This window comes from Roseitranquillus sediminis, assembly GCF_016918935.1.
GTDB classification, from domain to species: Bacteria; Pseudomonadota; Alphaproteobacteria; order Rhodobacterales; family Rhodobacteraceae; genus Roseitranquillus; species Roseitranquillus sediminis.
The window spans coordinates 33,578-59,184 of record NZ_JAFFOB010000018.1; the positions used below are offsets into that span (position 1 = coordinate 33,578).

General features: G+C 66.5%; 31 protein-coding genes and 1 tRNA gene. 9 read left to right on the top strand and 23 right to left on the bottom strand.

Features of this window, described 5'->3' with window-relative positions; genetic code table 11:
- Positions 1 to 4: 4 nt before the first annotated feature.
- The 17 genes from JM664_RS11980 to fabD all read right to left on the bottom strand — a co-directional run bounded on the left by JM664_RS11980 (position 5) and on the right by fabD (position 12,615).
- On the bottom strand, positions 5 to 664 hold the full coding sequence (locus JM664_RS11980; protein ID WP_227420164.1) for a phage tail tape measure protein: 660 nt from the start codon (positions 662 to 664) through the stop codon (positions 5 to 7).
- Positions 665 to 856, bottom strand: coding sequence for a rcc01693 family protein (locus tag JM664_RS11985; protein WP_227420165.1), 192 nt, complete (start codon positions 854 to 856; stop codon positions 665 to 667).
- On the bottom strand, positions 853 to 1,176 hold the full coding sequence (locus JM664_RS11990; protein ID WP_227420166.1) for a gene transfer agent family protein: 324 nt from the start codon (positions 1,174 to 1,176) through the stop codon (positions 853 to 855). The genes JM664_RS11985 and JM664_RS11990 overlap by 4 nt, the downstream gene beginning before the upstream one ends.
- Entirely contained in the window at positions 1,176 to 1,589 is a 414-nt protein-coding gene (locus tag JM664_RS11995; protein ID WP_227420167.1) for a phage major tail protein, TP901-1 family, read from the bottom strand. Before JM664_RS11995 ends, JM664_RS11990 begins: the two co-directional genes overlap by 1 nt.
- Positions 1,589 to 2,023 carry a DUF3168 domain-containing protein gene (locus JM664_RS12000; RefSeq protein ID WP_227420168.1) on the bottom strand — a complete coding sequence of 145 codons (435 nt, stop codon included), beginning with the start codon at positions 2,021 to 2,023 and terminating at the stop codon, positions 1,589 to 1,591. Before JM664_RS12000 ends, JM664_RS11995 begins: the two co-directional genes overlap by 1 nt.
- Positions 2,020 to 2,361 (bottom strand): head-tail adaptor protein, encoded by a 342-nt coding sequence (locus JM664_RS12005; protein WP_227420169.1) that lies wholly within the window; start codon positions 2,359 to 2,361, stop codon positions 2,020 to 2,022. Before JM664_RS12005 ends, JM664_RS12000 begins: the two co-directional genes overlap by 4 nt.
- Complete coding sequence (locus JM664_RS12010) at positions 2,361 to 2,951, bottom strand: head-tail connector protein (protein WP_319637530.1); 591 nt, start codon at positions 2,949 to 2,951, stop codon at positions 2,361 to 2,363. Before JM664_RS12010 ends, JM664_RS12005 begins: the two co-directional genes overlap by 1 nt.
- Before the next feature lie 116 nt (positions 2,952 to 3,067).
- Positions 3,068 to 4,246: a phage major capsid protein gene (locus tag JM664_RS12015; RefSeq protein WP_227420171.1), complete on the bottom strand. Its 1,179-nt coding sequence runs from the start codon at positions 4,244 to 4,246 to the stop codon at positions 3,068 to 3,070.
- Between the two features lie 33 nt (positions 4,247 to 4,279).
- Entirely contained in the window at positions 4,280 to 4,840 is a 561-nt protein-coding gene (locus JM664_RS12020) for an HK97 family phage prohead protease (RefSeq protein ID WP_227420172.1), read from the bottom strand.
- On the bottom strand, positions 4,833 to 6,038 hold the full coding sequence (locus tag JM664_RS12025; RefSeq protein WP_227420173.1) for a phage portal protein: 1,206 nt from the start codon (positions 6,036 to 6,038) through the stop codon (positions 4,833 to 4,835). The genes JM664_RS12020 and JM664_RS12025 overlap by 8 nt, the downstream gene beginning before the upstream one ends.
- 118 nt (positions 6,039 to 6,156) lie before the next feature.
- On the bottom strand, positions 6,157 to 7,500 hold the full coding sequence (locus JM664_RS12030) for a DNA-packaging protein (protein ID WP_227420174.1): 1,344 nt from the start codon (positions 7,498 to 7,500) through the stop codon (positions 6,157 to 6,159).
- Positions 7,448 to 7,777, bottom strand: a complete 330-nt coding sequence (locus JM664_RS12035) for a hypothetical protein (protein WP_227420175.1) — start codon at positions 7,775 to 7,777, stop codon at positions 7,448 to 7,450. The genes JM664_RS12030 and JM664_RS12035 overlap by 53 nt, the downstream gene beginning before the upstream one ends.
- A gap of 151 nt (positions 7,778 to 7,928) precedes the next feature.
- On the bottom strand, positions 7,929 to 9,083 hold the full coding sequence (gene mltG, locus JM664_RS12040; protein ID WP_227420176.1) for an endolytic transglycosylase MltG: 1,155 nt from the start codon (positions 9,081 to 9,083) through the stop codon (positions 7,929 to 7,931).
- Positions 9,083 to 10,345, bottom strand: a complete 1,263-nt coding sequence (gene fabF / locus JM664_RS12045; protein WP_227420447.1) for a beta-ketoacyl-ACP synthase II — start codon at positions 10,343 to 10,345, stop codon at positions 9,083 to 9,085. The genes mltG and fabF overlap by 1 nt, the downstream gene beginning before the upstream one ends.
- 182 nt (positions 10,346 to 10,527) lie before the next feature.
- Positions 10,528 to 10,761 carry an acyl carrier protein gene (locus JM664_RS12050; protein ID WP_227420177.1) on the bottom strand — a complete coding sequence of 78 codons (234 nt, stop codon included), beginning with the start codon at positions 10,759 to 10,761 and terminating at the stop codon, positions 10,528 to 10,530.
- A gap of 171 nt (positions 10,762 to 10,932) precedes the next feature.
- Positions 10,933 to 11,670 carry a 3-oxoacyl-[acyl-carrier-protein] reductase gene (gene fabG, locus JM664_RS12055; RefSeq protein ID WP_227420178.1) on the bottom strand — a complete coding sequence of 246 codons (738 nt, stop codon included), beginning with the start codon at positions 11,668 to 11,670 and terminating at the stop codon, positions 10,933 to 10,935.
- 9 nt (positions 11,671 to 11,679) lie between these two features.
- Positions 11,680 to 12,615 carry an ACP S-malonyltransferase gene (fabD, locus tag JM664_RS12060; RefSeq protein WP_227420179.1) on the bottom strand — a complete coding sequence of 312 codons (936 nt, stop codon included), beginning with the start codon at positions 12,613 to 12,615 and terminating at the stop codon, positions 11,680 to 11,682.
- Between the two features lie 213 nt (positions 12,616 to 12,828).
- Here fabD and rpsF point away from each other — a divergent pair, with 213 nt between their 5' ends.
- The 5 genes from rpsF to JM664_RS12085 all read left to right on the top strand — a co-directional run bounded on the left by rpsF (position 12,829) and on the right by JM664_RS12085 (position 16,927).
- Positions 12,829 to 13,191, top strand: a complete 363-nt coding sequence (gene rpsF, locus JM664_RS12065) for a 30S ribosomal protein S6 (protein ID WP_227420180.1) — start codon at positions 12,829 to 12,831, stop codon at positions 13,189 to 13,191.
- A gap of 12 nt (positions 13,192 to 13,203) precedes the next feature.
- Entirely contained in the window at positions 13,204 to 13,431 is a 228-nt protein-coding gene (gene rpsR / locus JM664_RS12070) for a 30S ribosomal protein S18 (protein ID WP_227420181.1), read from the top strand.
- 8 nt (positions 13,432 to 13,439) lie between these two features.
- The gene (rplI, locus tag JM664_RS12075) at positions 13,440 to 14,093 is read left to right on the top strand and encodes a 50S ribosomal protein L9 (RefSeq protein ID WP_227420182.1); all 654 of its coding nucleotides are present in this window, start codon (positions 13,440 to 13,442) and stop codon (positions 14,091 to 14,093) included.
- A gap of 651 nt (positions 14,094 to 14,744) precedes the next feature.
- Positions 14,745 to 15,632: a serine hydrolase domain-containing protein gene (locus JM664_RS12080; protein ID WP_227420183.1), complete on the top strand. Its 888-nt coding sequence runs from the start codon at positions 14,745 to 14,747 to the stop codon at positions 15,630 to 15,632.
- An 86-nt stretch (positions 15,633 to 15,718) separates the two neighbouring features.
- Complete coding sequence (locus JM664_RS12085) at positions 15,719 to 16,927, top strand: PQQ-dependent sugar dehydrogenase (protein WP_227420184.1); 1,209 nt, start codon at positions 15,719 to 15,721, stop codon at positions 16,925 to 16,927.
- Positions 16,928 to 16,990: 63 nt separating this feature from the next.
- Here JM664_RS12085 and tig read toward each other — a convergent pair whose 3' ends face one another.
- The 3 genes from tig to JM664_RS12100 form a co-directional block, all read right to left on the bottom strand.
- Positions 16,991 to 18,319 (bottom strand): trigger factor, encoded by a 1,329-nt coding sequence (gene tig / locus JM664_RS12090; RefSeq protein ID WP_227420185.1) that lies wholly within the window; start codon positions 18,317 to 18,319, stop codon positions 16,991 to 16,993.
- Between the two features lie 19 nt (positions 18,320 to 18,338).
- Positions 18,339 to 18,423 (bottom strand) — tRNA-Leu (locus JM664_RS12095).
- Positions 18,424 to 18,521: 98 nt separating this feature from the next.
- Positions 18,522 to 20,027, bottom strand: coding sequence for an NAD(P)H-hydrate dehydratase (locus JM664_RS12100; RefSeq protein ID WP_227420186.1), 1,506 nt, complete (start codon positions 20,025 to 20,027; stop codon positions 18,522 to 18,524).
- Positions 20,028 to 20,200: 173 nt separating this feature from the next.
- Between JM664_RS12100 and JM664_RS12105 the strand changes: the two genes are divergently transcribed.
- Both JM664_RS12105 and glnA read left to right on the top strand, forming a co-directional pair.
- On the top strand, positions 20,201 to 20,539 hold the full coding sequence (locus tag JM664_RS12105) for a P-II family nitrogen regulator (protein WP_227420187.1): 339 nt from the start codon (positions 20,201 to 20,203) through the stop codon (positions 20,537 to 20,539).
- A gap of 49 nt (positions 20,540 to 20,588) precedes the next feature.
- Positions 20,589 to 21,995, top strand: a complete 1,407-nt coding sequence (glnA, locus tag JM664_RS12110; RefSeq protein ID WP_227420188.1) for a type I glutamate--ammonia ligase — start codon at positions 20,589 to 20,591, stop codon at positions 21,993 to 21,995.
- A 164-nt stretch (positions 21,996 to 22,159) separates the two neighbouring features.
- Here the strand turns inward: glnA and JM664_RS12115 are convergent, their stop codons facing one another.
- From JM664_RS12115 to JM664_RS12125, 3 genes are all read right to left on the bottom strand, one after another.
- Positions 22,160 to 22,408 carry a hypothetical protein gene (locus tag JM664_RS12115; RefSeq protein WP_227420189.1) on the bottom strand — a complete coding sequence of 83 codons (249 nt, stop codon included), beginning with the start codon at positions 22,406 to 22,408 and terminating at the stop codon, positions 22,160 to 22,162.
- A 420-nt stretch (positions 22,409 to 22,828) separates the two neighbouring features.
- Positions 22,829 to 23,413, bottom strand: coding sequence for a biotin transporter BioY (locus JM664_RS12120; RefSeq protein WP_227420190.1), 585 nt, complete (start codon positions 23,411 to 23,413; stop codon positions 22,829 to 22,831).
- 117 nt (positions 23,414 to 23,530) lie between these two features.
- Positions 23,531 to 23,983 carry a DUF6314 family protein gene (locus tag JM664_RS12125; RefSeq protein WP_227420191.1) on the bottom strand — a complete coding sequence of 151 codons (453 nt, stop codon included), beginning with the start codon at positions 23,981 to 23,983 and terminating at the stop codon, positions 23,531 to 23,533.
- Between the two features lie 73 nt (positions 23,984 to 24,056).
- Between JM664_RS12125 and purB the strand changes: the two genes are divergently transcribed.
- Positions 24,057 to 25,364 (top strand): adenylosuccinate lyase, encoded by a 1,308-nt coding sequence (gene purB, locus JM664_RS12130; protein WP_227420192.1) that lies wholly within the window; start codon positions 24,057 to 24,059, stop codon positions 25,362 to 25,364.
- Between the two features lie 67 nt (positions 25,365 to 25,431).
- Positions 25,432 to 25,578: a carbohydrate-binding module family 14 protein gene (locus JM664_RS12135; protein ID WP_227420193.1), complete on the top strand. Its 147-nt coding sequence runs from the start codon at positions 25,432 to 25,434 to the stop codon at positions 25,576 to 25,578.
- The last annotated feature ends 29 nt before the right edge of the window (positions 25,579 to 25,607 follow it).

Here is a 25,607-nt window from a genome sequence, read left to right on the forward strand (position 1 = left end):
TCCTTCAGCTGTTTCTATCCCCGCGCCCGAGCGCGCGGTTCATCTGCGCCGCGATCTGGCTCTGCGAGCGCCGGAAGCCTTCGATGTCGGGCGTGGAGATGTTGAAGACAACCGACACCGATCTGCCGCTGTCGCCGCGGACGCCCAGCTTGCCGTCCGATCCGCGAGCGAGCGGCATGATCGCCTCGGGTCCCGCCTCGCCCATCAGACCCATCCCGTCGCGCAGTGAAAAGGACGTGGCGCTCGATACAACGCCGCCCGAGGCGAAGCCTCTCACCCGGCCTTGAGTAAGGCTGCCACCCGCCGCGAAAGGCATCATCCCAGCGACTAGGCTCTGAACGCCTGAGCTGAAGAGTCCACTGACTTGGTTGGTGACCGGCTTCACCGCAGCCGAAAAGGCAGTATTGATCATCGACCGCCCGATTTGGCTCAGCGCTTCCGAAAGCTTGCGTCCGTCGAAGATGACGTCGTCGAAAGCCCGCTTCAGGTCTCTTCCGAGGTTGACCGACAGGCTTTTCACGCCGCTATTCGTGGTCGAGATCGTGGACTGCACGCGCCCAAGCTCGCTGCTGAAGCCGGAGGCGACGTTTCGCGCTCCGGCCATAGCCTCCTCGAGCGCGGCAACCTGGTCCTCGAACGACCCCATCGAGTCGATCTCTCGCATCTAGGGTTCCTTCCTGTCTGGAAAGGCGCGGGCCAGCTCTTCCAGTCGCTGCCGGTTGAGCGGCGCCTGCCCCACGTCGCGGCCGAGCAGGATCAGGAGCTCGACCGGAGTGAGCTGCCAAAACTGCTGAGGCGTGAGCCCAAGCCCTCTGCATCCGGCGCGCATCAAGCCCGGCCAGTCGAACCTGCTCATCCCTCGACGGTCGGTGCGCTGAATGCGTGGGCGAGAAGCAGACCCGCCGCGCGCGCGGCTTCGACCGGGCCGCCCTCGATCTCGACCGAGACAAGATCCTCCGCAGCACCGCGCCAGCCTCCGCCGCGCAGTCCGGCAACGATCAGCGCAAGGACGTCGCGCGTGGAGAACCGGCGTTCCTCGAAGCGCTCGACCAGCTCAACCAGGCTGTCCGCCTTCATCGAGGCTTCGAGTTCCGCCAGCGCTCCGAGCGTCAGCTTCAGCGTGTGCGGCTCTCCGTCGAGTTTCAGCTCGACCTCGCCACTCCATGGGTTCGCCATCAGAGCGCCGTGAACGCAAGTGCGCCGGCCGATGCCATGGCGAGTTCATATGTCGCCTCGCCATTGTAGTCGCCCGAATACTCGATTGATGTCAGCTGGAACGCACCCTCGACGATGCCGAAGTCGGGAATGATTACCTGGAACGCCGGCGTTTCTCCTTCAAAGAAAACGCGCCGCGCACGCTCGTCGGTCGCCGAGTCTTTGAAGATACCGGACCCGGAGATTGTCGCGGACTTGACGCCGGCGCCGGTCAGCAGCTCGCGCCACCCGCCCTCGCTGTCCAGGGTCGTGACGTCGACGCTTTCGGCGTTGAAGCTTACCCGAGTAGCGCGTAGGCCCGCGACGGTCTCGAACTCGCCACCTCCGGTCATGTCCAGCTTGATCAGAAGATCCTTGCCGTTCTGCGCTGCCATCACTTGGTCTCCGATTCTGTTGAATGGGTATCTTGCACGTGGGCGCGGAAGCTGAGGTCGATCCGCCGGATCGTCCCCGCCTCCAGCCGACGAGCCTGCGCCCGGCGGAAGTTCAGCGCGACGAGGTGCCCCCGCACCATTGGCAGCCGTGTGCCGACAAGGGCGTCCGCGATCGCTCCCGCGGCGGCCTTGGCCGTCTGAAAGCCGGCGGCATCGGTCACGACGCTGACAACGAAGTCGTGCCGGGCGCCGTGTCCCGACTTGTCGGACCAGTCGCGCACGTCTTCCGGTCCGATGCTGACATAGGTGGACGGCACCTGTCCGGCGGGCACGACGTCGTAAATCGCCTCGCCCACCTCGGCGTTGACTGCCGCATCCGACATCAGGCGCTGGTAGACCGCCTGTTGCAAGGCGGCGGACATGCCGTAGCTCATGCCGACACCTCCTCCCGCGCGAAACATTCGAGGTAGGTGCCTTTCGGATCCCGCTCCGTAACTGCCAGTATGCGGAAGATCCGCGAGCCCTCCCGGAACCTCTGGTCCGGCTTCGGCCGCGAGGGAGCGCCGTGGGGAGCGCCGCGCACGGTGATCCGGTAGGGCACCGTAGAGACGGTCAGCACTCCCGCCGCGGCGCGCTCCGAGCCGGTGCCCGCACGCACGTCCGCCCATAGAACGCCCAGCGACATCCATATCTCCGTAAATCCGCCGGCGCCGTCAGAAACCTTCTGCGGCTCCTCGAGCACCAGCTTTCGGTTGAGCATCACCTCCGCCATCACGCGCCCCCAAAGAGCCTGACATTGCGATAGCGATCGAGCAGCGACGTGACGCCGTAAGGCATCGGTCCGGCCGAAGCCGAGCCCTGACCGCGGTTTTCGTAGTAGTGCGCCGCCAGCAGAAATACCGCGCGCGTCAGATCCGCAGGCAGCTCGTTCCAGCTCGTGGCATAGCCGGCATCGAAGTCGATCTCCGCACGCCCGCCCACAGGGATGGACGGCAGGAACAATGACGTTGAAGCCACCCGCGGGCGATGGACATCCCGCTCAAGGACGTATCGTGAAGGGTCCACGACGTGGACTTGACCGGTGCGGTCCACGATCGCCAGCTGACACACCTGTACCACCGGTGCCACGGGCAGCGTATGACGTGCCAAGTCGCGCCATGCAGAAACCGTCCACTTGAAGCTGCGGATCAACAGCGCCTTGCCGGTGCGGCCCTCGACCGCTGCTATGGCCGCTCGCAGCGCATCGTCCAGTACACCGTCCTGGACGTAATCGTCCGCGAAGCCGGTGCCCAGTCTCAGGTGTTCTCGGAATGACTGGATCGGCAGCGCCTCGGCCGGCACCCAGGTGGTCTCGCTCAACATCATTGCGGGGGTCTCCGGATCAACTCGTGTCGGACAGGGCTAGGCCGCTGCCGGTGCGGGGGCGCTCTGGCGCCGGGGGCGCGGGCCGCCGTAGCGACCCGCATTCACCCCCAAGGTCAGCTGGACGCGAACTTCAGCAACTTGATTGCGGCAAAGTCGCTGACGTCACCGCCGACCCTCTTTGTCGCGTAGAAAAGGACGTGCGGCTTGGCCGAGAAGGGATCGCGCAAGATGCGGAGATCAGGCCGCTCTGCGATAGTGTATCCCGCGTCGAAGTCGCCGAACGCGATTGCGGCGGCGCCGTCAGTCATATCCGGCATGTCTTCGGCGACAGTGACCGGATAACCCATGAGACGCGCCGGTTCGCCGGCAGCGAGCCCGTCTGACCAGATGAAGCGGCCGTCCGCGTCCTTGAGCTTGCGGACCGCACCCGTCGTCTTGGAGTTCATCACGAAAGTGCCATTCGCCCGGTACCGCGCGCCCAGCGAGTAGACAAGGTCGACGATCTTGTCGCCCGGATCGGTCCCGAAGTCTCCTGCAGCACCGGTTGCGATGTAGCCGAGCGAGCCCCAGCTCCAGTCATCGTTGTCGACCATCGGTCGGTGCAGGAAGCCCGTCGGCTTCTCAATCCCGTCGCCGAGGATGAAGGCGGCAGCCTCGGCACGAGCGAACTTCTCTGCGATGCGCTCCGCAAGCCAGCCCTCTATGTCGAACGCGGCATCGTCCAGCAGCCGCTGCGACGCCTTGGGAAGCGCGCTGAGTTCGTGCAGGGGGATCGAGATCCGCTCGATCGCGGGGGTGTCTGTCTCAGGCAGCATTCCGCTTTCGGTCGCCCAGCCGGAGCCTAGATCCGCATGATCCACCAGCACGTCGTAGGTGGTGGACTCGACCGTCACGACATTCGCGATCCGGCGGATCGACGCAGCGCTGTGCAGGACCGAGCGGATGTTGTCCGCCGTCTGCGGGTCGACGAGGTAACCGCCTTCGGCCGCGACTGCGGTGTTCATTGCCTTACTTTCGACGACCAGTCCGCGCAATGCATCGTCGTCACCCGACCGGACGTAGGACTCGAACGCCTTCTTGTGAGGCACTTCGGCTTCCGCCGCCGTGGCGAGAACGGGGCGGCGGAGTTGGGTGGACTTTCGATCCAGCATTGTCAGTCGCTCTTCCTGTTGTTGAAGCTTCAGCGTGATGTCCTGCATGAGTCGTCCGAGTGCGGACTTTACTTCGTCGGCGGTGCCGGGCCCTGCGGGCACAACCGCACCGCCCCGAGCCTTGATCTCGGGTCTATTCATGACTGCTCCTGTAGTGGTGGGTGGTCCGCCGCCTCAGTGCGAGGCCAGCATCCGGCGCGCATCTTCGATGGCTGCGGCCAGTTCGTGCAGGGTGGTGGTGTCGGGCCTGTCGCCCATCGCATCGACCCTGGCGTCAATGTGCATCGGGAAGGTCACCAAGGAGACCTCCCACAGATCAAGCTCGGACAACAGACGCCGGCCCCGCCCGTCCCGTACGGACTTTCGGGTCCGATAGCCGATGGAGAGCCCGTCGATAGCGCCGGCTTCGATCAGCGCCGCCGCCTCCCGCGCCCGTGCGATCTCGGACAGCAGGCGACCTGAAACGTAGAGGCCGCGCTCGTCCTCCCTCACCTCGTCCCAGACACCGATTGGTTGCGCAGGGTCGTGCTGCCAGAGCATCTTCACCGTCCGGCGCGTCCGCGCCATATCCTGCAGCGAGCGCGAGTAGGCGCCGCGTGCAACCACGTCACCACCCTGATCGGTCTTCTCAAAGACTGAGGCATAGCCTTCGATGCGCGTGCCATTCGTGACCGTCAGGCAGGACTTGCCCTGACAGAACTTGTGCTCGAGTGGCCCACTAGCTTCATCAATCATCCTCGTCGTCTCCGGGTTGTTGTTCGTCTCCGTCGTCGGCCCGGCGTGGCAGGCCGAGCAGTGCGCGCTTCTCCGCGTCGGAGAGGAAGTCCGCTTCCGACACGCGCCGCCACTGCGCGTCGCGCTCGGTCGCAAGGGCTGGGACCTGATCGAGGTCCGGCCGCAGCTCGACGTACTCGCCGGTGTACTCCGCCAGCCATTGCGAAACGGCGGATGTGACCCGCGCCGCCAGCGGAAGGACCGTCAGGCGATAAAAGGCCCTGTTTGCCTCCTGATAATTGGCGTAGGTCGCGTCGCCCGGAATGCCGAGCAACATCGGAGGCACGCCGAACGCCAGCGCGATCTCGCGCGCGGCCGCCTCCTTGGTCTGGTGGAACTCCATGTCGGAGGGTGAGAAGCCCATCGGTTTCCAGTCTAGACCGCCTTCAAGCAGCATGGGCCGCCCTGCGTTCATCGCGCCCTGGTGCTGGGTCTGCAGCTCTTCGAGCAGTCTCTCATACTGCTCATTGGTCAGCGTCCCCTGCCCCTCTGAACCGCTGTAGACTATCGCTCCCGAAGGACGCGCTGCGTTCTCCAGCAGTGCCCGCGACCACCGCGTCGCATTGTTGTGCACGTCCAGTGCCTGTGCCGCCGCCTGGAGCGGCGAGAGGCCGTAGTGATCGTTTTGAGGATGGAAGCTGCGGATATGGCAGATTGCCGGCGGCCCCTCCACGAGGTCGAAGCGATGCTTCCGCGCCCCGACGGCGTACTCGTAGGCAATCGGCCAGCCGTCGTCGCCGGGGATGATGCTCATCCTGTCCGAACGCAGGACGTGAAGCTCCGCCGGCATGCCGGGCTCCGCACCAGCGGCTTCGAGATACCCGTCCCCGGAGAGAAGCAGATGGCCATAAAGCGCCTCGAAGAGTTCGGCCTTGCCCTGGATCGGATTGGGCCGCCGGATCAGCGACAGCACCGCATGATCCTCGTAGCGTCGGTCTCCGTCCTGAAGGACCAGCGGCAGCGCCGCCGCCGCCTCGGCGATCAGCCTCACCGAACGATAGCCGACGGGGTTCGCGAGAAATCCTGAGCGTGTGAGCGAGATCGTGTCCCTAGCGCTCCAGGCACGGCGGCCCATGGTCTGATAGGCGATCAGCGCGCCCGTCGCCGATCGCTTCGTCGCTTCGGGCGCCTCCGCCTTGCGTCGAAGGAAATCAAACATGTGGTGTTCGCTCCTTGGTTGGGTCGTTCAGGACGCGCGAGCGGGCGCGTTGAGAAGGCGCTCGGGCGGAACCCGCGCGATGGAGTGGCTTTGCTCGGACCACATCAGTGTCAGAAGTTCAGAGGAGGCGTACGCGCGGTCGGCGCCAGTGCGCAGCAGGTTCGATCATCAGATCGTGCAGTGCCCAGACGAGTGCGTCGACGCGGTCGGGACTGCCCTTGCCCCTATAGCCGCTGGACGTCATCCGGCACATCTGATCCTCAAGGTCGCCTAGACCGCGCATGTGCTTCACGCGACCCTGCTCGTAGAGCGCGGCGACCGGCTCAGCTCGCGCCGTCTTGCCCCGCGAGGCCCGGACGCTTCTGTAAGGCACCATCGGGTCGATCTGCCGGATCACGGTTTCCACCAGCTCACCGCCCTGGTTCACCTCGGCCACCATCCTGTCGGCTCCGTGCCGTTCCATGGCGGCAGTGGCCGCCTCTGCCCAAGCCGTCGGCGATGAGGCTGTCACACTGGCATCTTCCAACACGACAGCCCGCCATTCCTGCGGCTGACCCTCTGTCCGAGCCCCTGCGACGATGATGCCGCACTCATCGGAGCCCGAGTGGCCGGTGACGGGCGGATCGACCGCGACCACGATCCGCGTCAGCGGGCCCGGTTCGTCCACGCGCAGGCTCTCCACCATCGAGGTCGTCCAGAGGGCGCCTTCGACATCCTCGAGCAGCACTCCTTCGAGCTCCTGCCGCCCCAACCGCGTTCCGGCGTAGCGCGCCTTCACCTCGCGCAGGAAGCTTTCCGCCAGGTTCGCGCGGTTGGCCTCTGTAGCGGCATGGGTGATGACGGTCGACTGGCTCTCGAGGATCTGCCTTAGGATCGCACTGTTGCGAGGCGTCGTGGTAACCACCTGACGGGGACGATCTCCAAGTCTCATGCCGAACTGAAGCATGTTCCATGTCTCCTCGGCCTTCTTCCACTTTGCCAGCTCGTCCGCCCACGCCGCGTCGAACTGCGGTCCCCGAAGGCTTTCAGGGTCGTGCGCGGAGAAGGCCTGCGCCGTCGCGCCATTCGGCCAGACAAGGCGCCGGCGACTCGCCTCCCAGACCGGCCGACGGTCGGGGGGTGAGCAGGCGAGGATGCCGCTGTCGCCGAAGATCATCACCTCGCGGACTTGGTCGATCGTCTCCCCGACCAGTGCCACACGGCGCGCCTTGCCGAAATCAAGAGGTTTTGACCCCTCGACCATAGCGCGGACCCATTCCGCACCGGCGCGCGTCTTGCCGGCCCCGCGACCACCTAGGATGACCCATGTAAACCACTCGCCTTCGGGTGGCAGCTGGTGCGGGAGCGCCCAGAACTCGAACATGAAGGGCAGCGCCATCAGCGTCTGCTCGGTCAGCCCGTCCAGGAACTCATTCTGCAGCTCGGGCGGCTCTGAGGCGATCCAGGCGGCGCCCGATCTCATCTCTTGCGGCGTTGAAGTCGAGAGCGACGGCGTGTACGACGCCGGTGTCCCGTCGAAGCTGGTCCTCAATTTTCTTCCTTTCATCGAAGAAGGTCTGCATCGCCTTGCGGACATCCGTCGCCGTCTGCTGAACCTCGGTCCGCGCGCCGAGATCGCCGCTCTCGATCCTTTGGATCAGTGCGCCGAGCGCCTGAATCGCGCGTTCGTAATGGGCTTCGGTCTGCCTCAGGATATCCGATGCAGATCCCTCGCTTCCAAAGGAGGGGCTTGGCTGCATTGCTGGTTTTCCGTCTGTCGCGGTGATCGGAAGCTGGAATCAAAAACGGCCGCAGGCTTTCGCCCCGGCCGTTGACCCAGTTTTCCCATCTTGCAGCGAGATATACCTGCAAGCGTTCGGCGAGTCAAGCGCTAAACTTGCAGTTGCGCAGCTATTGACCCGCCTGCTCCGCCTCGATCTCACGCCACCGTGCGACGTTGGCGTTGTGCTCCTCCAGCGTCTCGGCAAAGGCGTGGCCGCCGGATCCGTCCGCCACGAAGTAGCGATAATTGGTATCTGCCGGATTCAGTGCCGCCTGTATGCTGGCGAGACCGGGATTGGCGATCGGCGTCGGCGGCAAGCCATCGATGACGTAAGTATTGTAGGGCGTTGCAGCGTCCAGTTCGCTTCGCCGAAGACCCCGCCCCAGCGCGCCTTCTCCGCCCGTGATGCCATAGATCACCGTGGGGTCCGTCTGCAGCCGCATCCCCTCGCGCAGGCGGTTCACAAAGACGGACGCAACCTGCTCGCGTTCCTCCGGCACCCCGGTCTCCTTCTCGACAATCGAGGCGAGAACCAGCGCCTCTTCCGGCGATCCGATAGGCAGATCTGCGGCTCGCTCCCGCCAAGCCGCTTCCAGCCGGTCGGCCTGCAGGCTCCGCATCCGCTCGACCAGCTCCTGCCGGTCGGCGCCGACCTCGACCTCATAGCTCTCGGGCGCCAGCGATCCTTCCGGGGGAAGCTCTGTCACTTCGCCTTGCAGGAAATCAACCTCTTCGAGCGCCTGCACCACCTGCGCCACGGTGACGCCCTCGGCCGCGGCCACGCGATAGCGCGTGTCGTCCAGCTCCCGCGCCGCGCGATATGCCTCCGGCGCCTCCTCGCTATCCGGCTCGAACTCTGCAGAAACGGCGAACCTGTTGCTCGCGACGTCCAGCTCCCGCACCTGCACGCTCTCGGATGTCACGCCGATGCGGAAGACGACCTCGGTACCGCACGTGCTCTGGCCGCCTCGCGTCACGATATCGACGATCTCGGACATCGATGCTCCTGCGGGCACCAGGAAGCTCCCGGCCTTCAGCTCCTGCGACTTGTCCGTGTAGTCGGCCCCGATCCGGAAGATCGGCGCGCTGCTGACGGCGCCGCGCCCCTCGAGCTCCCTCGATACCGCGCCCATGTTGGAGCCGCTCTCGACGCGGAGGCAAATCGCCTCGGCCAGCGGACCCGGCTCACTGTACTGCGCACGCCCCCAGACGACGATGCCGCTCATCACGGCAAGAGCGACCACTCCCAGCGTGAGCGCGTTCGACGCGATATGACGCCACATCAGTCGGCCAGCCGCGACAGGATCAGAGAGGCGTTGGTGCCGCCGAAGCCGAACGAGTTCGACAGAACCACGTCGACCTGCCTCTCACGCTTGACGTTCGGCGCGAGGTCGAGCCGCGGCATCACCGCCGGCTCGTCCAAGTTGATCGTCGGCGGAGCGACGTTGTCGCGGATCGCGAGGGTGCAGAAGATCGCCTCGACCGCGCCCGCGGCCCCGAGGAGGTGGCCAATGGACGACTTGGTCGACGTCATTGTCGCCTTATCCGCCGCTTCGCCCATCAGCCGTTCGACCGCACCGAGCTCGATCGTATCCGCCATCGTGGATGTGCCGTGGGCGTTGATGTAGTCGATGTCTCCCGGCTCCATCTGGGCGCTCCTCAGAGCCGCTCGCATAGAACGCTCCGCACCTTCGCCATTCTCGGACGGAGCGGTGATGTGGTAGGCATCGCTCGACATGCCGTAGCCGCGCACCTCGGCGTAGATCTTGGCCCCGCGCGCCCGCGCGTGTTCCAGCTCCTCCAGCACGACGATACCTGCCCCCTCGCCCATCACGAAGCCATCGCGACCGACATCGTACGGACGGCTGGCCGTCTCGGGCGCGTTCCCGCGCTTGGTGGAGAGCGCCTTGCAGGCGTTGAAGCCTGCGATTCCGATCTCACTGATGGGCGATTCCGCGCCGCCCGCCACCATGACGTCGGCGTCGCCAAGCATGATCAGCCGCGCCGCGTCGCCGATCGCGTGCGCCCCGGTCGAACAGGCGGTGACGACTGCATGGTTCGGTCCCTTGAATCCGTAGCGGATCGAAACCTGCCCCGAGACCAGATTGATGAGCGCGCCCGGGATGAAAAACGGGGATACGCGCCGCGGCCCCTTCTCCTTGATGAGAACGGCCGTGTCGGCGATTGACTCCAGACCTCCGATACCCGAGCCGATCATGACTCCGGTGCGCAGGCGGTCCTCCTCGTCTTCCGGTTTCCAGCCCGCGTCGCTGACAGCCTGCTCGGCCGCCGCCAGCCCGTACAGGATGAAGTCATCAATCTTGCGCTGTTCCTTGGGCTCCAGCCACTCGTCGGGGCGGAACGCGTCCTCCGCATCATCGCCGCGGGGAACCTCGCAGGCATAGGTGGTGGCGAGGTGGCTGGCATCAAAACGGGTGATCGTGCCCGCGCCCGACTCGCCAGCGAGCAGCCGGCGCCAAGTCGGCTCGACACCGCATGCCAGAGGCGTGACCATACCCAGACCCGTCACCACGACTCGCCGCATCTCGCCCTGCCTCACGTCGTTGATCCTGATGGCGTGTTACACGCGGCGTCTCTGCTGCGCAATCTGCGCGCAAGCCGCGCCGGGCCCCGTCGCCGTGCAGGCGTCATGCCGCCGACCGTTGAAACGAAAATGACGGCACCCGCGAGAGTGCCGCCGCTCAACGCAAACCGTGGCCCGGATGCCTACTGCGCGTCCTTGATGAACTTCACCGCGTCTCCGAACGTCTGGATCGTCTCGGCCGCGTCATCCGGTATCTCGATTCCGAACTCTTCCTCGAAAGCCATGACGAGCTCCACCGTGTCGAGGCTGTCTGCACCGAGGTCGTCGATGAACGAAGCGTTCTCCGTCACCTTCTCCTCCTCGACGCCCAGATGCTCGACGACGATCTTGCGCACCCGATCTTCGATGTCGCTCATGTCTTGTCCTCACATTTGCCGGGATCTTCGCCCGCTGCTTTTGTCGAACGGCCTGTTGGCCTTGTCAAACCGCCATAATGGCAGGCATTTCCGGCGGCGTCGTGGACCCCGAAAAATGGTCCGCCGCCTATATCACACCGCTTGGCGAAGGCAAACGCAAATGCCTCGCCCTCAGATCATCGCCATGCCGCCGTTGACGTGCAGCACGGCCCCCGTGACGTAGGCCGCCTCCGGGCTTGACAAGTAGAGCACGGCGCCCGCGACTTCGGCGGGCGTACCCATGCGGCCCGATGGTATCTGCCGGAGTATCGCCTTCTTCTGCTCCTCGCTCAGCTTGTCCGTCATCGCCGTCTCGATGAAGCCGGGCGCGATGCAGTTCACTGTGATGCCGCGCGTCGCCACCTCGTGCGCCAGACTCTTGGACATGCCCACCATGCCGGCCTTGGCGGCTGCATAGTTAGTCTGGCCGGGATTGCCGGTCGCGCCCACTACCGAGGAGACGTTCACGATCCGCCCCCAGCGCGCCTTCATCATGCCGCGCAGCACGCCGCGGCAGAGCTTCATCGCCGCCGTCAGATTCACCGACAGCACCGCCGCCCAATCCTCGTCCGAGAGGCGCATCAACAGGTTGTCTCGCGTCATGCCAGCGTTGTTCACCAGTATGTCGACGCCGCCCATCGCCTCCGCGGCCTGCTTTGGCAGGGCGTCAACGGCCGCCGCGTCCGACAGGTCGCACGGCAAGACGTGCGCTCTGTCGCCGAGCCGTCCCGCCAGGTCCGCCAGCGGCCCCTCACGCGTGCCGGAAAGGCCGACCGTGGCGCCCGCTCCGTGCAGCGTCTCGGCGATGGTCGCTCCGATGCCCCCGGACGCACCGGTGACCAGTGCCTTTCGGCCGCTCAACTCGAACATGCTTCCTCCCTAGTTGCCGGCAGACGCGGCGGCGACATCCTCGGGCGCGCCGATGTTGCGCACCGCTGCCGACTTCTCGATGCGCCGCACCATTCCGGAAAGGGCTTTGCCGGCACCCAACTCCCAAAATTCCGTCACGCCCTGAGCCGACATCCAGGCGACGCTCTCGCGCCAGCGGACCATGCCGGTGATCTGCCGGACCAGAAGATCGCGGATCGCCTCCGGGTCGCTCACGCCCTCCGCAGTCACATTGCTCACCACCGGAACGACAGGCGTCTCGATGCTGACGTCGTCCAACGCCGCTTGCATCCGCTCTGCCGCGGGCTGCATCAGCGCCGAGTGGAACGGAGCCGAAACCGGAAGCAGCAGCACCCGCTTCGCGCCCTTCTCCTTGGCCCGCTCAGCCGCGCGCTCGACCGCCGTGCGGCTTCCCGAAACCACCACCTGCGCCGGATCGTTGTCGTTCGCCGCCTGGCAGACCTCGCCCTCGGCCGCCTCCTCGGCCAGCGCCTGCACAGCTGGCAGGTCCAGCCCAAGGATCGCCGCCATCGCGCCTTCGCCGACCGGAACCGCTTCCTGCATGGCGCGCCCCCGGATCCGCAGCAGGCGTGCGGCGTCTGCGACACCGATCGACCGCGCGGCCGCCAGCGCCGAATACTCTCCAAGCGAATGCCCTGCCACGAAGGCCGCGCTCGTCACCTCGACCCCCTCGGCCTCGAGCGCCCGAACCGCGGCGAGCGACGTCGCCATCAGCGCCGGCTGCGCATTCGCCGTCAGCGTCAATGCGTTCTGCTCACCCTCCCAGATCAGCAGCGACAGCTTCTCGCCGAGCGCCTCGTCGACCTCGTCAAAGACATCGGCCGCTGCCCGATAGGTTTCGGCCAACGCCTGGCCCATGCCAACCGTCTGGGCCCCCTGACCCGGAAAGAGAAAAGCGCGCGACATCCAGCCTCCCTGCGTGTCCTCGCTGCATAGCCTGCGCGGCAAATGCGCGCAACGCGTGCCTCGGCGCTGGCGGCGGGAGCGCGAGCTTGCAAGTCGCGGGTCCTCGTGTATAAGGCGCCACCTTCCGCAGACACGTGACCGGCGCAGCCTCTCGTGGGCGGGCGCGGAAGGCATGACCCGCCCTTTGAAGTGCGCCTGAAAACAGGAGATCGCATGCCGCTTTACGAGCATGTCTTCATCTCGCGCCAGGACCTCTCCAACACCCAGGCCGAGGGCCTCGTCGAGCACTTCGGCACCGTCCTCGCGGACAACGGCGGCAAGGTCGTCGAAAGCGAGTACTGGGGCGTCAAGACGATGGCCTACAAGATCAACAAGAACCGCAAGGGGCACTACGCCTACCTGCGCACCGACGCCCCCGCGCCGGCCGTGCAGGAGATGGAGCGCCTGATGCGCCTGCATGACGACGTGATGCGCGTCCTGACCCTCAAGGTCGACGAGCACGAGGAAGGTCCCTCCGTGCAGATGCAGAAGCGCGACGACCGCGATCGCGGCGATCGCGGCGACCGGCGCCGGTAAGGAGGACAGATCATGGCAGCCAGACCGTTTTTCCGCCGCCGCAAGGTGTGCCCCTTCTCGGGCGACAACGCGCCCCGGATCGACTACAAGGACACGCGCCTCCTGCAGCGTTACATCTCCGAGCGGGGCAAGATCGTGCCCAGCCGGATCACCGCCGTCTCGTCCAAGAAGCAGCGCGAGCTCGCCCGAGCGATCAAGCGCGCCCGCTTCCTGGCGCTCCTGCCCTACGCGGTGAAGTGAGGTAGATCATGCAAGTCATTCTTCTGGAACGTGTCGCCAAGCTCGGCCAGATGGGCGAGGTGGTCTCCGTAAAGGACGGCTACGCCCGCAACTACCTCCTGCCGCAGGGCAAGGCGCTCTGGGCCTCCAAGGCCAACGTCGCCCGCTTTGAGGAGCAGAAGGCCCAGCTCGAGGCGCGCAACCTCGAGGGCAAGAAGGAGGCCGAGAAGCTCGCCGAAAAGCTGCGCGGCCAACAGTTCGTCGTGATCCGCTCGGCGTCCGACGCAGGCGCGCTGTATGGCTCCGTCTCCACGCGTGACGCGGCCGACGCCGCGACCGAGGCTAGCGTCTCGCTCGACCGCAAGCAGGTAGCGCTGTCGCGCCCGATCAAGGAGCTCGGCCTGCACCCGGTGCTTGTCACCCTGCATCCCGAGGTCGAGGTCGAGATCACCCTGAACGTCGCCCGCTCGCCCGAAGAGGCCGAGCTGCAGGCGTCCGGCAAGTCGATTCAGGAGCTCGCCGCCGAGGAAGAGGCCGCAGCCGAGTTCGAGATCGAGCAGCTCTTCGACGATATCGGCGCCGCGCAACTCGACGAGGACGAGGCCGAGGTCGAACAGCGGACCGACAAGCCTGCTGTTCAGGAAAAGACCACGCTCGACGAGAAACTCGGCCGCGACGCCTGAGCGAGTGCACACGAGTTTCGAAGAGGGCCGCGCCTCCGGTCCGAGGCATTCCGTTCCTGATAGCACTCAAGGCACTTCCGCTCTCGCGGGAGTGCCTTCTTTCACGCTACGGCCTTACTCTGTAAATCTTGGAGCGGCGGAGGGCGGCGCGTAGCTCCTCAAACTTCCCGCAGATCGGGGTCCCGTAGAAGATCCACGGGCGGTAGTGCGCGCGATAGTGGCTGGGCATTACGAGCCGACAGCCCTTCGAAAGCGCTCGCTCTTCTTGGATCCCGAGCCGCATCGCCGTGGGCCGCTCTCCGATGTCCACGGTCATAGCAATGCTCCGAACGCGCGCCTTCAACGTTCCGCGCGGAGCCGGCGTGGTCTCGGCGCGCCCGATCCACGCAGACACGCAAGACCTCTCTTCGGACCAGTTGTAGTTGACTCGGAAGATGTCGAGCAGCGCGATGAGGACGCGCGGATTAGAGAACGCCCTGTTGACATAGCTGGGACCTGACCCCGCATCTCCGCCCGCTGCCCGAGGGGACAGGAGTCGTCGAATGTCGCTGATCCGAAGGCATACGAGGTGCGGTAATGTTCCTTCTTCTGGCTCAGGTTCAGTCAATGCGTCGCCTCCAGACGCGGCCCTTTTCCTTGTAGAGGAGTGAGATGACCTTGCGCCCCGTCCATGCGGCCCTCATCCGAGGTGATGCGTCGGTACGCATGAATGGTGCGGCGAGCACCGTCTTTCCCTGGTGGAGCTTCACCAAGACGGTGATCTGCGCCTGCGTGCTGCGCCTGGTCGAGCGCGGAGCAATCGACATTGACCAACCCGTCGCGGGAAAGCCATTCACGGCGCGACAACTGATGCAGAACCGCGCCGGCGTGCCTGACTATGGATCGCTGCCGTCCTATCACCGTGCCGTTGCCGGAGGCGAGCCGCCTTGGACGTGCGATCGACTGCTGCGAGAAGTGGACGTCGAGCGGCTGGACTTCCCGCCCGGCACCGGCTGGCGCTACTCCAACACCGGCTATCTCCTCCTTAGGATCTGGATCGAGGAGTCCACCGGCCACGGCCTCGCCCGCCTCGTCCGCATGTTCGTGACCGACCCGCTCGGCCTCGCTTCGGTCAGCCTCGCCGAGCGGCCGCAGGACTTCGACCGCGTGCACTGGTCCTCGGCGCGCAGCTATGACCTGCGCTGGGTCTATCACGGATGCCTGATCGGCACCGCCTCGGATGCCGCGCTCCTCTTGCACGACCTCTTTGGCGGACGCATTCTGGGCGGCGACAGCCTCGCCCAGATGACGGCGGCGCATCGGCTCGGCGGGCGGATCGACGGACGCCCGTGGACCGAAACGGGCTACGGGCTCGGGCTCATGATCGGCCGCATGAACCATGTCGGCCGAGCGCTGGGCCACTCGGGCGGCGGACCCTTTTGCGTCAACGCCGTCTACCACTTCCCCGACGGCAATACACCCGCGACGGTTGCCGCCTTTACCGATGGCACCGACGAAGGTGTGGCCGAACGCGCGGCCGCCGAGCTCGCCCGCTCGTGAGGTGCGGCGATTCAGCGCTCGCGCCCTCGTGAGGGAACGCGCCGCGGCGCCTCTCATTGGCCCAACAAGCCAAGGGAGAACACAGCATGACAACAGCCATCTCGCGCATCGCCGTCGCCACCGCCCTCGCCGCCACGCCGGCGCTGGCACAGGACCCGGTCGTGCAGGGCGACAAGAACGTGCCCGAATTCGAGCCGGCCTTCGAGAACCAGACGCGCGCACCTGCCATGTCGTCGGACTTCGAGCTCGACGTCTCGACCCTCGCCGGGCCGCTCGTGCACCCTTGGGGCATCGCGGTGCTGCCCGACGATGCGGGCTACCTGGTGACCGAGCGCCCCGGCAGGCTGCGCCACGTCGCGCCCGACGGCACCCTCTCCGAACCGCTGGGCGGCGTGCCGGAGGTGCTGAATGAGGAGCAGGGCGGCCTCCTCGACGTCGCCCTCGGTCCGGACTTCGGGGAAAGCCGCAGGATCTTCCTCACCTACGCCAAGCCCATGGGCGACGGCATGTCGGCCACCGCCGCCGCCAGCGCCACCTTGTCGGAGGACCTTAGGCAGATTTCCGACGTGCAGGACATCTTCGTGCAGGAGCCGCCGTCGCCGAGCCCGATGCACTACGGCAGCCGGATCGTCTTCGACGGCGAAGGCCACGCCTTCATCACCACCGGCGAGCATTTCACCGAGGACCAGCGCGTCTATGCCCAGGACCTCGACAAGACCTATGGCAAGATCATCCGGGTGAACCTCGACGGCAGCGTGCCCGAGGGCAATCCGTTCGTGGGACAGGAGGGCGCGATCGACTCCATCTGGGCCTACGGCCTGCGCAACGTCCAGGCGGCCGCCTATGAGGACGGGCAGCTCTGGACGATCTCGCATGGCCCGGCCGGCGGCGACGAGCTAAACGAGATCCAGCCCGGCCTGAACTACGGCTGGCCCGTCATTGCCTACGGCGAGAACTATGACGGCACCCCCGTCGGCTCGGGCGAGAGCAAGATGGAGGGGATGGAGCAGCCAGTCTACTACTGGGACCCGGTCATCGCACCCTCGGGGATGGTCTTTTACGACGGCGAGATGTTCTCCGAGTGGCAGGGTGACATTCTCGTCGGCTCGCTTTATCCTGGTGCGCTCGTCCGGCTGCGGCTTGAGGACGGACGCGTCGCCGGAGAAGAGCGCCTTCTGCGAGACATTGGCCGCGTGCGCGACGTCGAGGATTTGGAGGACGGCTCGCTCCTCATCATCACCGACGAGGAGAACGGTGCGCTTCTCCACGTGACGCGCGCCGGTCAGTCGAACTGACACCCGCGCAAGAGAAAGCTCCGGCGACGTCGCCGGGGCTTTCAACTTGCCGATGCACTGGATTCAGACGTCTTCGTCCAGCGCTTCGATCTCCTTCTGCAGCTCGTCCTTGCTGACCTCGCGCTCGTCCACGTCGGCGAGCTCGATGATGTAGTCGACCACCTTGTCCTCGAAGATCGGCGCTTGCAGCTGCTGGCGGATCTGCGCGTTCTGCTGGACGAATTCGAAGAACTGCCGCTCCTGCCCCGGATACTGACGCGCTTGGTTCATCACCGCCTGCGTCATCTCGGCGTCCGAGACCTTGATGTCGTTCTTGCGGCCGAGTTCGGCCAGCAGCAGGCCCAGACGGACGCGGCGCTCGGCCAGCTTGCGGTGCTCGTCGCTCACGTCGATCTCGCCGTGGTCGTGGCCCTGCACCTCCGGGTGCTCCTCGTGCCAGAGCTGGTGGGCGATCTGTTTGGCCTCCGCATCGACCAGGCTCGGCGGCAGGTCGAAGCTGACCCGCTCATCGAGCTGGTCCAGCAGGCGGCGCTTCATGATCGAGCGGCTGGCACCCGCATACTCCGACTCGAGCCGCTCGGCGATCTGCGACCTGAGCCCGGCGAGGTCGTCGGCGCCGAAGCGCTTGGCGAGTTCGTCGTCGATCTCTGCCGCTTTGGGCTTCTTGACCGCCTTCACGGTAGTCTCGAAAGTGGCTTCCTTCCCCTTCAGGTGGTCCGCCTGATAGTCCTCGGGAAAATTCACCGTCAGCGTGCGCTCCTCACCGGCGGTCACACCGACGAGCTGCTCCTCGAAGCCCGGGATGAAACTGTTCGAGCCGAGCGTCAGCGGATAGTCCTCCGCCGCGCCGCCTTCGAAGGGCTCGCCGTCCAGCTTGCCGGTGAAGTCGATCACCACCTGGTCGCCGTCCTCGGCCGCGCCGTCCTTGTCCTCGAAGCTCTGGGCCGTGTCGGCCAGGCTCTTCAGCGCCTCTTCCACGGCGGCGTCGTCCGCCTTGACCTTCAAACGCTCGAGCTTGATTCCGTTGGCGTCGAACTCCGGGATCTCGGGCAGCGCCTCATAGGTCATCTCGACCTCGACGTCGTCGCCTTCCTTCCAGTTGTCGTTCGTCATCTTGACGTCGGGCTGGGCCGCGGGCCGGTCGCCGGTCTCCTCGAAGTGCGAAGACATTGCGCCGTCGACGGCTTCCTGCATGGCCTCGCCGATCAGGCGCGGGCCGAACTGCTTGCGCAGCAGCGCCAGCGGCACCTTGCCCTTGCGAAAGCCCTTCATCTGCACCTCGGGCTGGGCCTCGGTCAGCTTTTCGGTGACCTTGGCCTCCAGCTCGTCGGCCGGAACGATGATCCGGTAGCCGCGCTTGAGACCTTCGTTCAGGGTTTCCGTGACCTGCATTCGTCGTCCTTTTCATCCTTGGTGCGGGTGGAGGGACTCGAACCCCCACGCCTCGCGGCGCCAGAACCTAAATCTGGTGCGTCTACCAGTTCCGCCACACCCGCATACGCCCAGAAGGGCGGCCACTCCGGACCGCCCGCCATGGAATTGCGCGGGTGCATAGCAAAGCCCCCCCGCGGATGCGAGGGGCAAAATTGTGCCGTCAGAGCCCCAGTCGACGATAGATGGCGGGCAGCGTGTCGGCGATGTCCTCCGAGATTAAGCCCGGCCCGACCTGCCGCGCGCACTCTGTATGGAGCCAGCATGCCGTCGCCGCCGCCTCGAGCGTGGGCAGGCCGCGCGCGAGGAGCCCGGTCGTCAGCCCCGCCAGCACGTCGCCCGTGCCCGCGGTCGCCAGCCATGGCGCGGCTCGCTCGTACTGCGCCGCGTGGATCGCCGCCCGCCCGTCCGGTGCGGCGACGACCGTGTCCGGCCCCTTGAGCAGGACATGGCACCCCGCCACCCGCGCCGCCTCGCGCGCCGCATCGAGGCGGGAAAAGGCAGGGCCGCGCTCGACCGGGGCATTCAGGCGCTCCGACGCCTCGGGGAAGACGCGCGCAAACTCGCCCATGTGCGGCGTCAGCAGGCAGTCCTCGTGCAGCGCGTCCCGAAACGTAGTCAGATCCTCGGCGAAGGCGGTGAGCGCGTCGGCGTCCAGCACGGTAGGCCGCCGCGCCTGCAAGGCGGTGATGACCAGCGCCCTGGTGCCCTCGCCGACGCCCAGGCCCGGCCCAAGGCAGAGAGCGCTGAAACGGGCGTCCTGCAGGATTTCCGTCAGCACATCCGCGTCGCGCACCGGACGCAGCATGATCGCGTCGAGCTGCGCCGCGCTCTCCTGCAGTGCCGCCGGCGGGCAGCCGATCGTGACCAGCCCGGCCCCGGCCCGCAGCGCCGCGCGGGCTGCCAGACGTATCGCGCCGCCCTTTCCCGGTCCGCCGGACAGGAGGAGCGCGTGCCCGCTGTCGTACTTGTGCCCGCCGACGTGCTTGGCGAGGTCAACGAGCGGCCTCTCCACCAGCGGCACACCCGCCGCGCCGCGCGGCAGGCCGATGTCGACGCACGCGATCTGTCCGCAATGCTCCGGCCCGTCCGCGAGGAAATGCCCAAGCCGCGGCGCGTGGAACGTCACCGTCAGATCGGCCCGCAGCGCCCCGCGATCGGCGGAGAGGACCCGCCCGCTGTCCATGCAGAGCCCGGTCGGGATGTCGACCGCGACGATGGTGCGGGCAGCCAGCTGCCCCGTAACCTCTGCGACGTCCGGCGGCGGCGGCCGCGTCTGGCCGGCGCCAAAAATTGCATCGACCACCACATCCGTCGCCGGAAGGCCGGAGGCGAGATCGCCGAACGGCCGCACCGGTCCGATGGCTTCCCACGCCGCCCGGTTGGCCGCCGCGTCGGGCGGCAGCCGCTCCGCGTCGCCCCAGAGGAAGAGGTCGACGCTCCATCCCCGCCGCGCAAGAGTCCGCGCCACGACGAACCCGTCGCCGCCATTGTTGCCAGGACCGCAGAGGACGACGGCGCGTCGTCGGCCGCGGCGCGCGGTTTCGATGGCATCCGCGACGCCCGAGCCCGCCCGCTCCATCAGGGCGCAGCCGCTGACCCGCCCCGCCTGCATCTCGCTGCGCTCCAGCGCGCTCATCTCGGCCGACGTCAGAAGGCGCTTCGTCATACAGGCACCACGTTCACAAATTGCACAGGAAAGGTGCAATTCGCACGTTTCTCAGGCACACCCTCTGCAAACCGGCCGCGACCAAAGCTGCCTTTCCTGCCCGGAATTGTGGCATCCGCACCCGCATGGTCTGTCGCTTCGGCAACCGCAGACACGTGAGGAGTCGGCCGGCCATGAAGAAGATCGAGGCGATCATCAAGCCCTTCAAGCTCGACGAGGTGAAGGAAGCGCTGCAGGAGGTGGGCGTGCAGGGCCTCAGCGTCCTCGAAGTCAAGGGCTTCGGCCGGCAGAAGGGCCACACCGAGCTCTATCGCGGCGCCGAGTACGTCGTCGACTTCCTGCCGAAGGTGAAGATCGAGGTGGTGATGGCCGACGACCAGGTCGACCGCGCGATCGAGGCGATCATCGCCGCGGCCAAGACCGACAAGATCGGCGACGGCAAGATCTTCGTCTCGAACGTCGAACAGGCGATCCGCATCCGCACCGGCGAGACCGGCGAGGACGCGCTGTAGATCAGGCCCGCCGGGGCCGGCACCAGAATACCCTAGGGAAGGAAAGTTCATGAGCAATTCCGACGTCCTCAAGACCATTAAGGACGAAGAGGTCGAATACGTCGACATCCGTTTCACCGACCCGCGCGGCAAGCTTCAGCACGTGACGATGCTGTCGAACCAGGTCGACGAGGACTTCCTCGAGGAAGGCTTCATGTTCGACGGCTCGTCGATCGCCGGCTGGAAGTCCATCGACCAATCCGACATGAAGCTGATGCCGGACACGACGTCGGCCTATCTCGATCCGTTTTACGCCGAAAAGACGCTCTGCGTGCACTGCACCGTGCTCGAGCCTGACACGAATGAGCCATACGATCGCGACCCCCGCGGCACGGCCGAAAAGGCGGAGGCGTACCTGAAGTCTTCCGGCATCGGCGACACTTCCTACTTCGGGCCGGAAGCCGAGTTCTTCCTGTTCGACAACGTCAAGTTCCAGGTCTCGATGCAGAAGGTCGGCTACGAGGTCGACGCGATCGACGCCGCCTGGAACACCGACACCGACTACGAGATGGGCAACATGGGCCACCGCCCCGGCGTGAAGGGCGGCTACTTCCCCGTGAACCCGGTCGACGAGGCGCAGGACATCCGGTCCGAGATGCTCTCGACGATGAAGCGGATGGGCATGAACGTCGACAAGCACCACCACGAGGTGGCGTCGTGCCAGCACGAGCTGGGCATGATCTTCTCGACGCTGACGGATCAGGCCGACCAGCTCCAGAAGTACAAGTACGTCATACACAACGTCGCGCACGCCTACGGCAAGACGGCGACCTTCATGCCGAAGCCGATTGCGGGCGACAACGGGTCGGGCATGCACGTCAACATGTCGATCTGGAAGGACGGCAAGCCGCTCTTCGCCGGTGACAAGTACGCGGACCTCTCGGACGAGGCGCTGTGGTACATCGGCGGCCTCCTGAAGCACGCCAAGGCGCTCAACGCCTTCACCAACCCCGGCACCAACAGCTACAAGCGCCTGATCCCGGGCTTCGAGGCGCCGGTGCTGCGCGCCTACTCGGCCCGCAACCGCTCGGGTTGTATCCGGATTCCGTGGACCGAGAGCCCGAAGGCCAAGCGCGTCGAGGCCCGATTCCCGGACCCGTCGGCGAACCCCTACCTCGCCTTCTCGGCGCTGCTCCTCGCAGGTCTCGACGGGATCCAGAACAAGATCCATCCGGGCGAGGCGATGGACAAGGACCTCTACGACCTGCCGCCCGAGGAGCTGGCCGGCATCCCCACCGTCTGCGGCAGCCTCCGCGAAGCGATGGACGAACTCGAGAAGGACATGGACTTCCTGCTGCAGGGCGACGTCTTCACCCGCGACCAGATCGAGGGTTACATGGATCTCAAGTGGGAAGAGATCTACGCCTACGAGCACACCCCGCACCCGATCGAGTTCAAGCTCTATTACAGCTGCTGATGAAGTACCGGGCGCCCTCGCGCAGGGCGCTCGTCTGGATTCCCCCGCTTTCATGGCCGGTCACGGGCTGGAGGTCTCCAGCCCGGCGAGGGCTCTCCTTGCGTAACCTGATCGCTGAGAGCGAATGTCATCGGCCAATCTCGCGGCGGACGGCCTGCCAAGGTTCAAGCTCTGACCCCCGCGTTGGCCGAACCCTCGCGCTCGACGTGATGCCGGACCGGGCGCATGACCTCGTCGGGGTCGGCGATATCCGGCGCCACGTATCGATCCCGAAGCGCCACTTCGCCGACCGTGCCCACGACGCGCGCAAGCTGCGCCAGTGGCTGGCGGATCGAGACTGAGAGGTCGTCGTGCCGCCCGACCCCACGCGACCCGCCGATGGACAAGAGCACCTGCAACGCGCGCAATGTCATCGAGCGGATGTCTTCTCGCCTCTAGGGTACCGCCGCATCGCCACCCTCTACGACAATTCCAGACATCGTCCTGTCGTCGATCCCCATCGCCGCGGCCGTCGCTTGATGACTCAAACGCGTCCCGACTATAGCGGCAGGCAACGTATCCCGAGCCAAGCGTCCGGAGGTATCGAAAAGATCCCCCGTCGAAAGCTCATGGACGTGGAGCCGCGCCGCAGCCTCCTCCACTGATGTCACCGCCAGCACGCTGGCCGGCCGCGAGACGCCGGTCCCGTCGACCGGTTGCGGCTCGCGTCCCGCTGAAAGCCACTCGCCGCCACGAAATCGCGAGCGGAGTCACTTCTGAGGGAGCACGCGTGGCGCAGAACAACGCGATGACGCCTCGGATCCGACGGCGATGAGCCGCAAACTTCGGCGCGGTCAGCCGCGCGACGGACCTGCAACGCGCCACAGCGCAGGCACCAGCATCGCCGCCAGCGCGAGCTTCAGCGCATCGCCCAGGAGAAACGGCGTCATGCCCCAGGCGAGTATCGGCTGATCCCACCCGTAGAGCTGGCCGAGCCACAAAAGCCCCGGTGCATAGATCAACACGTTGCCCAGCAGCAGCGCGACCGCCATGCGGCCGGCAGAGCGGTCCCAACCGCGCCGCGCCAAGGCGCCCACAGCCGCGATGGCGAGCACGTAGCCGAACAGGTAGCCGCCGGTCCCGCCGAACATGTAGGCCAGGCCCGCGGTCTCTCCCGAACCGGCGAACACGTTGACGCCGGCCGCGCCGAGCGCGAGGTAGCCTAGGATCGTCGCCAGCCCCAGTCGCGGACCGTAGATGGCGCCGAGCGTCAGGACGGCGAACGTGCCCATCGTCACCGGCACCGGCCACATCGGCACGCGGATCTTCGCCGCCACCACCAGTGCCAGAATTCCCGCAGCGACGAGAGCCACCTGGCGGAGCATCCGCCCCGCGCCTGCTGCGGGCGCGAACGCCTCGACCAGAACCCTGTCCGCCATCGTCATCACTCCAGCCAATCCGTCCTGCACCGATTGATGCCCCAGCCGGATGTGCCATGCAAGCGCGGCCCGACCGTCAGGTCCTGTACGGCGGCCGCGGGTGGGTACGACACCAGATCATGCAAGACGCCTCTCCGGCAGCGTGCCGGTGCAAGCGCCCTCGAACGCGAGGCGACTCTCGGAGACGTAGTTCTTGCGCGGTCCGCCAACCTGCCAGGTGACAGTCCATCTCGGCCAGGCGGTGAAGTCGTACGTGACACGGTAGCTATCCGCGCCGCAGAAATGCTCAGCGAGCGCACGAGGCACGGCAGGATCAAATTGGTGGAAGGGCCGGCCGTCGTCGAAATCTACGGCAATGACGGGTCCCGCCCGATGCCAGCGGTACCGCCGCACGGCCGCAAGCGAGGTGCCGTCCGGCAGCTGCAACCGCCCTTCCTCCGCCACGTCCAGCCCGCCTGCCGTCGGGGCCAGGGTCACGCGACCTTCGAGCCGCAGGACCTGTCCCGCGCGGCGGTCCTCGATCCGCCGCTCCAGCGCCCAGCGGCCGGCGAAGTCGTCAAGCTCCCGCATGTCCCTCGCCTTGCCGCTCCCGCAACCGCAGTCTAGGAGTTCGCCCCGACCGAAGCCAAGCCGGATGCCGCCGATGATCCCTCGCTACGCCCGCCCGGAGATGACCGCGATCTGGTCGCCCGAGACCAGATTCCGCATCTGGTTCGAGATCGAGGCCCACGCCAGCGATGCACAGGCGGCCCTGGGCGTGATCCCGAAGGAGAACGCCGAAGCCCTCTGGCGCGCCCGCGACACCCCGTTCGACGTGGCGCGCATCGACGAGATCGAGGCGGTGACGAAGCACGACGTGATCGCGTTCCTGACCCACCTCGCCGAGATCGTCGGCGCCGACGAGGCGCGCTTCGTCCATCAGGGCATGACGAGCTCCGACGTGCTCGACACCACGCTCAACGTTCAGCTCGTCCGTGCCGCCGACATCCTGCTGGCCGACCTCGACGCGCTTCTCGCTGCGCTGAAGCGTCGCGCCGTTGAGCACAAGGAGGCCGTCTGCATCGGCCGCAGCCACGGCATCCACGCCGAGCCGACGACCTTCGGCCTCAAGCTCGCGCAGGCCTACGCCGAGATGGACCGGGGCCGCACGCGTCTGCGCGCGGCAAGGGCCGAGGTCGCCACGGGCGCGATCTCGGGCGCGGTCGGCACCTTTGCCAACATCGACCCGTCGGTCGAGGCGCATGTCTGCGCGCAGATGGGCCTGCAGCCTGAGCCGATCAGCACGCAGGTGATCCCGCGCGACCGCCACGCCGCTTTTTTCGCCACCCTCGGCGTGATCGCGAGCTCGATGGAGCGGATCGCGACCGAGATCCGGCACCTGCAACGTACCGAGGTCGGCGAGGTCGAGGAGTTCTTCTCCAAGGGCCAGAAGGGCTCATCGGCGATGCCGCACAAGCGCAACCCGGTTCTGACCGAGAACCTGACCGGACTCGCCCGGCTGGTGCGGATGGCGGTGGTGCCGGCGATGGAAAACGTCGCGCTCTGGCACGAGCGCGACATCAGCCACAGCTCGGTCGAGCGGATGATCGCCCCCGACGCGACAGTGACGCTCGACTTCGCGCTGGCGCGGCTGACGGGCGTCATCGACAAGCTGGTCGTCTATCCCGAACGCATGCAGCGCAACCTCGATGCGACCCATGGCCTCGTTCATTCGCAGCGCGTGCTGCTGGCGCTGACCCAGGCCGGCGTCAGCCGCGAGGACGCCTATGCCATCGTCCAGCGCAACGCGATGCGGGTCTGGGAGGAAGGGCAGGACTTCCAGTCCGAGCTCGCCGCGGACCCCGACGTGCAGGCGGCGCTCGGCGAGGGCGGCGTGGCGCGGCACTTCGACATCGGCTACCACACCCGGCACGTCGACACGATCTTCGCTCGTGTCTTCGGCGACACCTGAGCAGAGGGCGTTGGCTGGGGCGGGATCCGTGCTACCCTTGCGTCACCCATTGCAAAGGAGTCGGATCATGAAGCTTTCGACACTGCTCGCCGCGCTCATGCTCGCGCCCGGCATCGCCGCGGCCATGTGCTCCGGCCACAGTTACGAGATGACCTGCGTCGAGGGCCAGACCTTCGATGAGGAAAGCCGCAGCTGCGTGCCTGTCACGGGCTGAGGCCGCTGGGGCGGGTCATGCCGCCCCGG

Excerpts from the sequence above, each read along its gene's own strand:
- JM664_RS11980 (WP_227420164.1), bottom strand. The coding sequence starts at position 664 with ATGCGAGAGATCGACTCGATGGGGTCGTTCGAGGACCAGGTTGCCGCG.
- JM664_RS11985 (WP_227420165.1), bottom strand. The coding sequence starts at position 856 with ATGAGCAGGTTCGACTGGCCGGGCTTGATGCGCGCCGGATGCAGAGGG.
- JM664_RS11990 (WP_227420166.1), bottom strand. The coding sequence starts at position 1,176 with ATGGCGAACCCATGGAGTGGCGAGGTCGAGCTGAAACTCGACGGAGAG.
- JM664_RS11995 (WP_227420167.1), bottom strand. The coding sequence starts at position 1,589 with ATGGCAGCGCAGAACGGCAAGGATCTTCTGATCAAGCTGGACATGACC.
- JM664_RS12000 (WP_227420168.1), bottom strand. The coding sequence starts at position 2,023 with ATGAGCTACGGCATGTCCGCCGCCTTGCAACAGGCGGTCTACCAGCGC.
- JM664_RS12005 (WP_227420169.1), bottom strand. The coding sequence starts at position 2,361 with ATGGCGGAGGTGATGCTCAACCGAAAGCTGGTGCTCGAGGAGCCGCAG.
- JM664_RS12010 (WP_319637530.1), bottom strand. The coding sequence starts at position 2,951 with ATGTTGAGCGAGACCACCTGGGTGCCGGCCGAGGCGCTGCCGATCCAG.
- JM664_RS12015 (WP_227420171.1), bottom strand. The coding sequence starts at position 4,246 with ATGAATAGACCCGAGATCAAGGCTCGGGGCGGTGCGGTTGTGCCCGCA.
- JM664_RS12020 (WP_227420172.1), bottom strand. The coding sequence starts at position 4,840 with ATGATTGATGAAGCTAGTGGGCCACTCGAGCACAAGTTCTGTCAGGGC.
- JM664_RS12025 (WP_227420173.1), bottom strand. The coding sequence starts at position 6,038 with ATGTTTGATTTCCTTCGACGCAAGGCGGAGGCGCCCGAAGCGACGAAG.
- JM664_RS12030 (WP_227420174.1), bottom strand. The coding sequence starts at position 7,500 with ATGAGATCGGGCGCCGCCTGGATCGCCTCAGAGCCGCCCGAGCTGCAG.
- JM664_RS12035 (WP_227420175.1), bottom strand. The coding sequence starts at position 7,777 with ATGCAGCCAAGCCCCTCCTTTGGAAGCGAGGGATCTGCATCGGATATC.
- mltG (WP_227420176.1), bottom strand. The coding sequence starts at position 9,083 with ATGTGGCGTCATATCGCGTCGAACGCGCTCACGCTGGGAGTGGTCGCT.
- fabF (WP_227420447.1), bottom strand. The coding sequence starts at position 10,345 with ATGCGGCGAGTCGTGGTGACGGGTCTGGGTATGGTCACGCCTCTGGCA.
- JM664_RS12050 (WP_227420177.1), bottom strand. The coding sequence starts at position 10,761 with ATGAGCGACATCGAAGATCGGGTGCGCAAGATCGTCGTCGAGCATCTG.
- fabG (WP_227420178.1), bottom strand. The coding sequence starts at position 11,670 with ATGTTCGAGTTGAGCGGCCGAAAGGCACTGGTCACCGGTGCGTCCGGG.
- fabD (WP_227420179.1), bottom strand. The coding sequence starts at position 12,615 with ATGTCGCGCGCTTTTCTCTTTCCGGGTCAGGGGGCCCAGACGGTTGGC.
- rpsF (WP_227420180.1), top strand. The coding sequence starts at position 12,829 with ATGCCGCTTTACGAGCATGTCTTCATCTCGCGCCAGGACCTCTCCAAC.
- rpsR (WP_227420181.1), top strand. The coding sequence starts at position 13,204 with ATGGCAGCCAGACCGTTTTTCCGCCGCCGCAAGGTGTGCCCCTTCTCG.
- rplI (WP_227420182.1), top strand. The coding sequence starts at position 13,440 with ATGCAAGTCATTCTTCTGGAACGTGTCGCCAAGCTCGGCCAGATGGGC.
- JM664_RS12080 (WP_227420183.1), top strand. The coding sequence starts at position 14,745 with ATGACCTTGCGCCCCGTCCATGCGGCCCTCATCCGAGGTGATGCGTCG.
- JM664_RS12085 (WP_227420184.1), top strand. The coding sequence starts at position 15,719 with ATGACAACAGCCATCTCGCGCATCGCCGTCGCCACCGCCCTCGCCGCC.
- tig (WP_227420185.1), bottom strand. The coding sequence starts at position 18,319 with ATGCAGGTCACGGAAACCCTGAACGAAGGTCTCAAGCGCGGCTACCGG.
- JM664_RS12100 (WP_227420186.1), bottom strand. The coding sequence starts at position 20,027 with ATGACGAAGCGCCTTCTGACGTCGGCCGAGATGAGCGCGCTGGAGCGC.
- JM664_RS12105 (WP_227420187.1), top strand. The coding sequence starts at position 20,201 with ATGAAGAAGATCGAGGCGATCATCAAGCCCTTCAAGCTCGACGAGGTG.
- glnA (WP_227420188.1), top strand. The coding sequence starts at position 20,589 with ATGAGCAATTCCGACGTCCTCAAGACCATTAAGGACGAAGAGGTCGAA.
- JM664_RS12115 (WP_227420189.1), bottom strand. The coding sequence starts at position 22,408 with ATGACATTGCGCGCGTTGCAGGTGCTCTTGTCCATCGGCGGGTCGCGT.
- JM664_RS12120 (WP_227420190.1), bottom strand. The coding sequence starts at position 23,413 with ATGGCGGACAGGGTTCTGGTCGAGGCGTTCGCGCCCGCAGCAGGCGCG.
- JM664_RS12125 (WP_227420191.1), bottom strand. The coding sequence starts at position 23,983 with ATGCGGGAGCTTGACGACTTCGCCGGCCGCTGGGCGCTGGAGCGGCGG.
- purB (WP_227420192.1), top strand. The coding sequence starts at position 24,057 with ATGATCCCTCGCTACGCCCGCCCGGAGATGACCGCGATCTGGTCGCCC.
- JM664_RS12135 (WP_227420193.1), top strand. The coding sequence starts at position 25,432 with ATGAAGCTTTCGACACTGCTCGCCGCGCTCATGCTCGCGCCCGGCATC.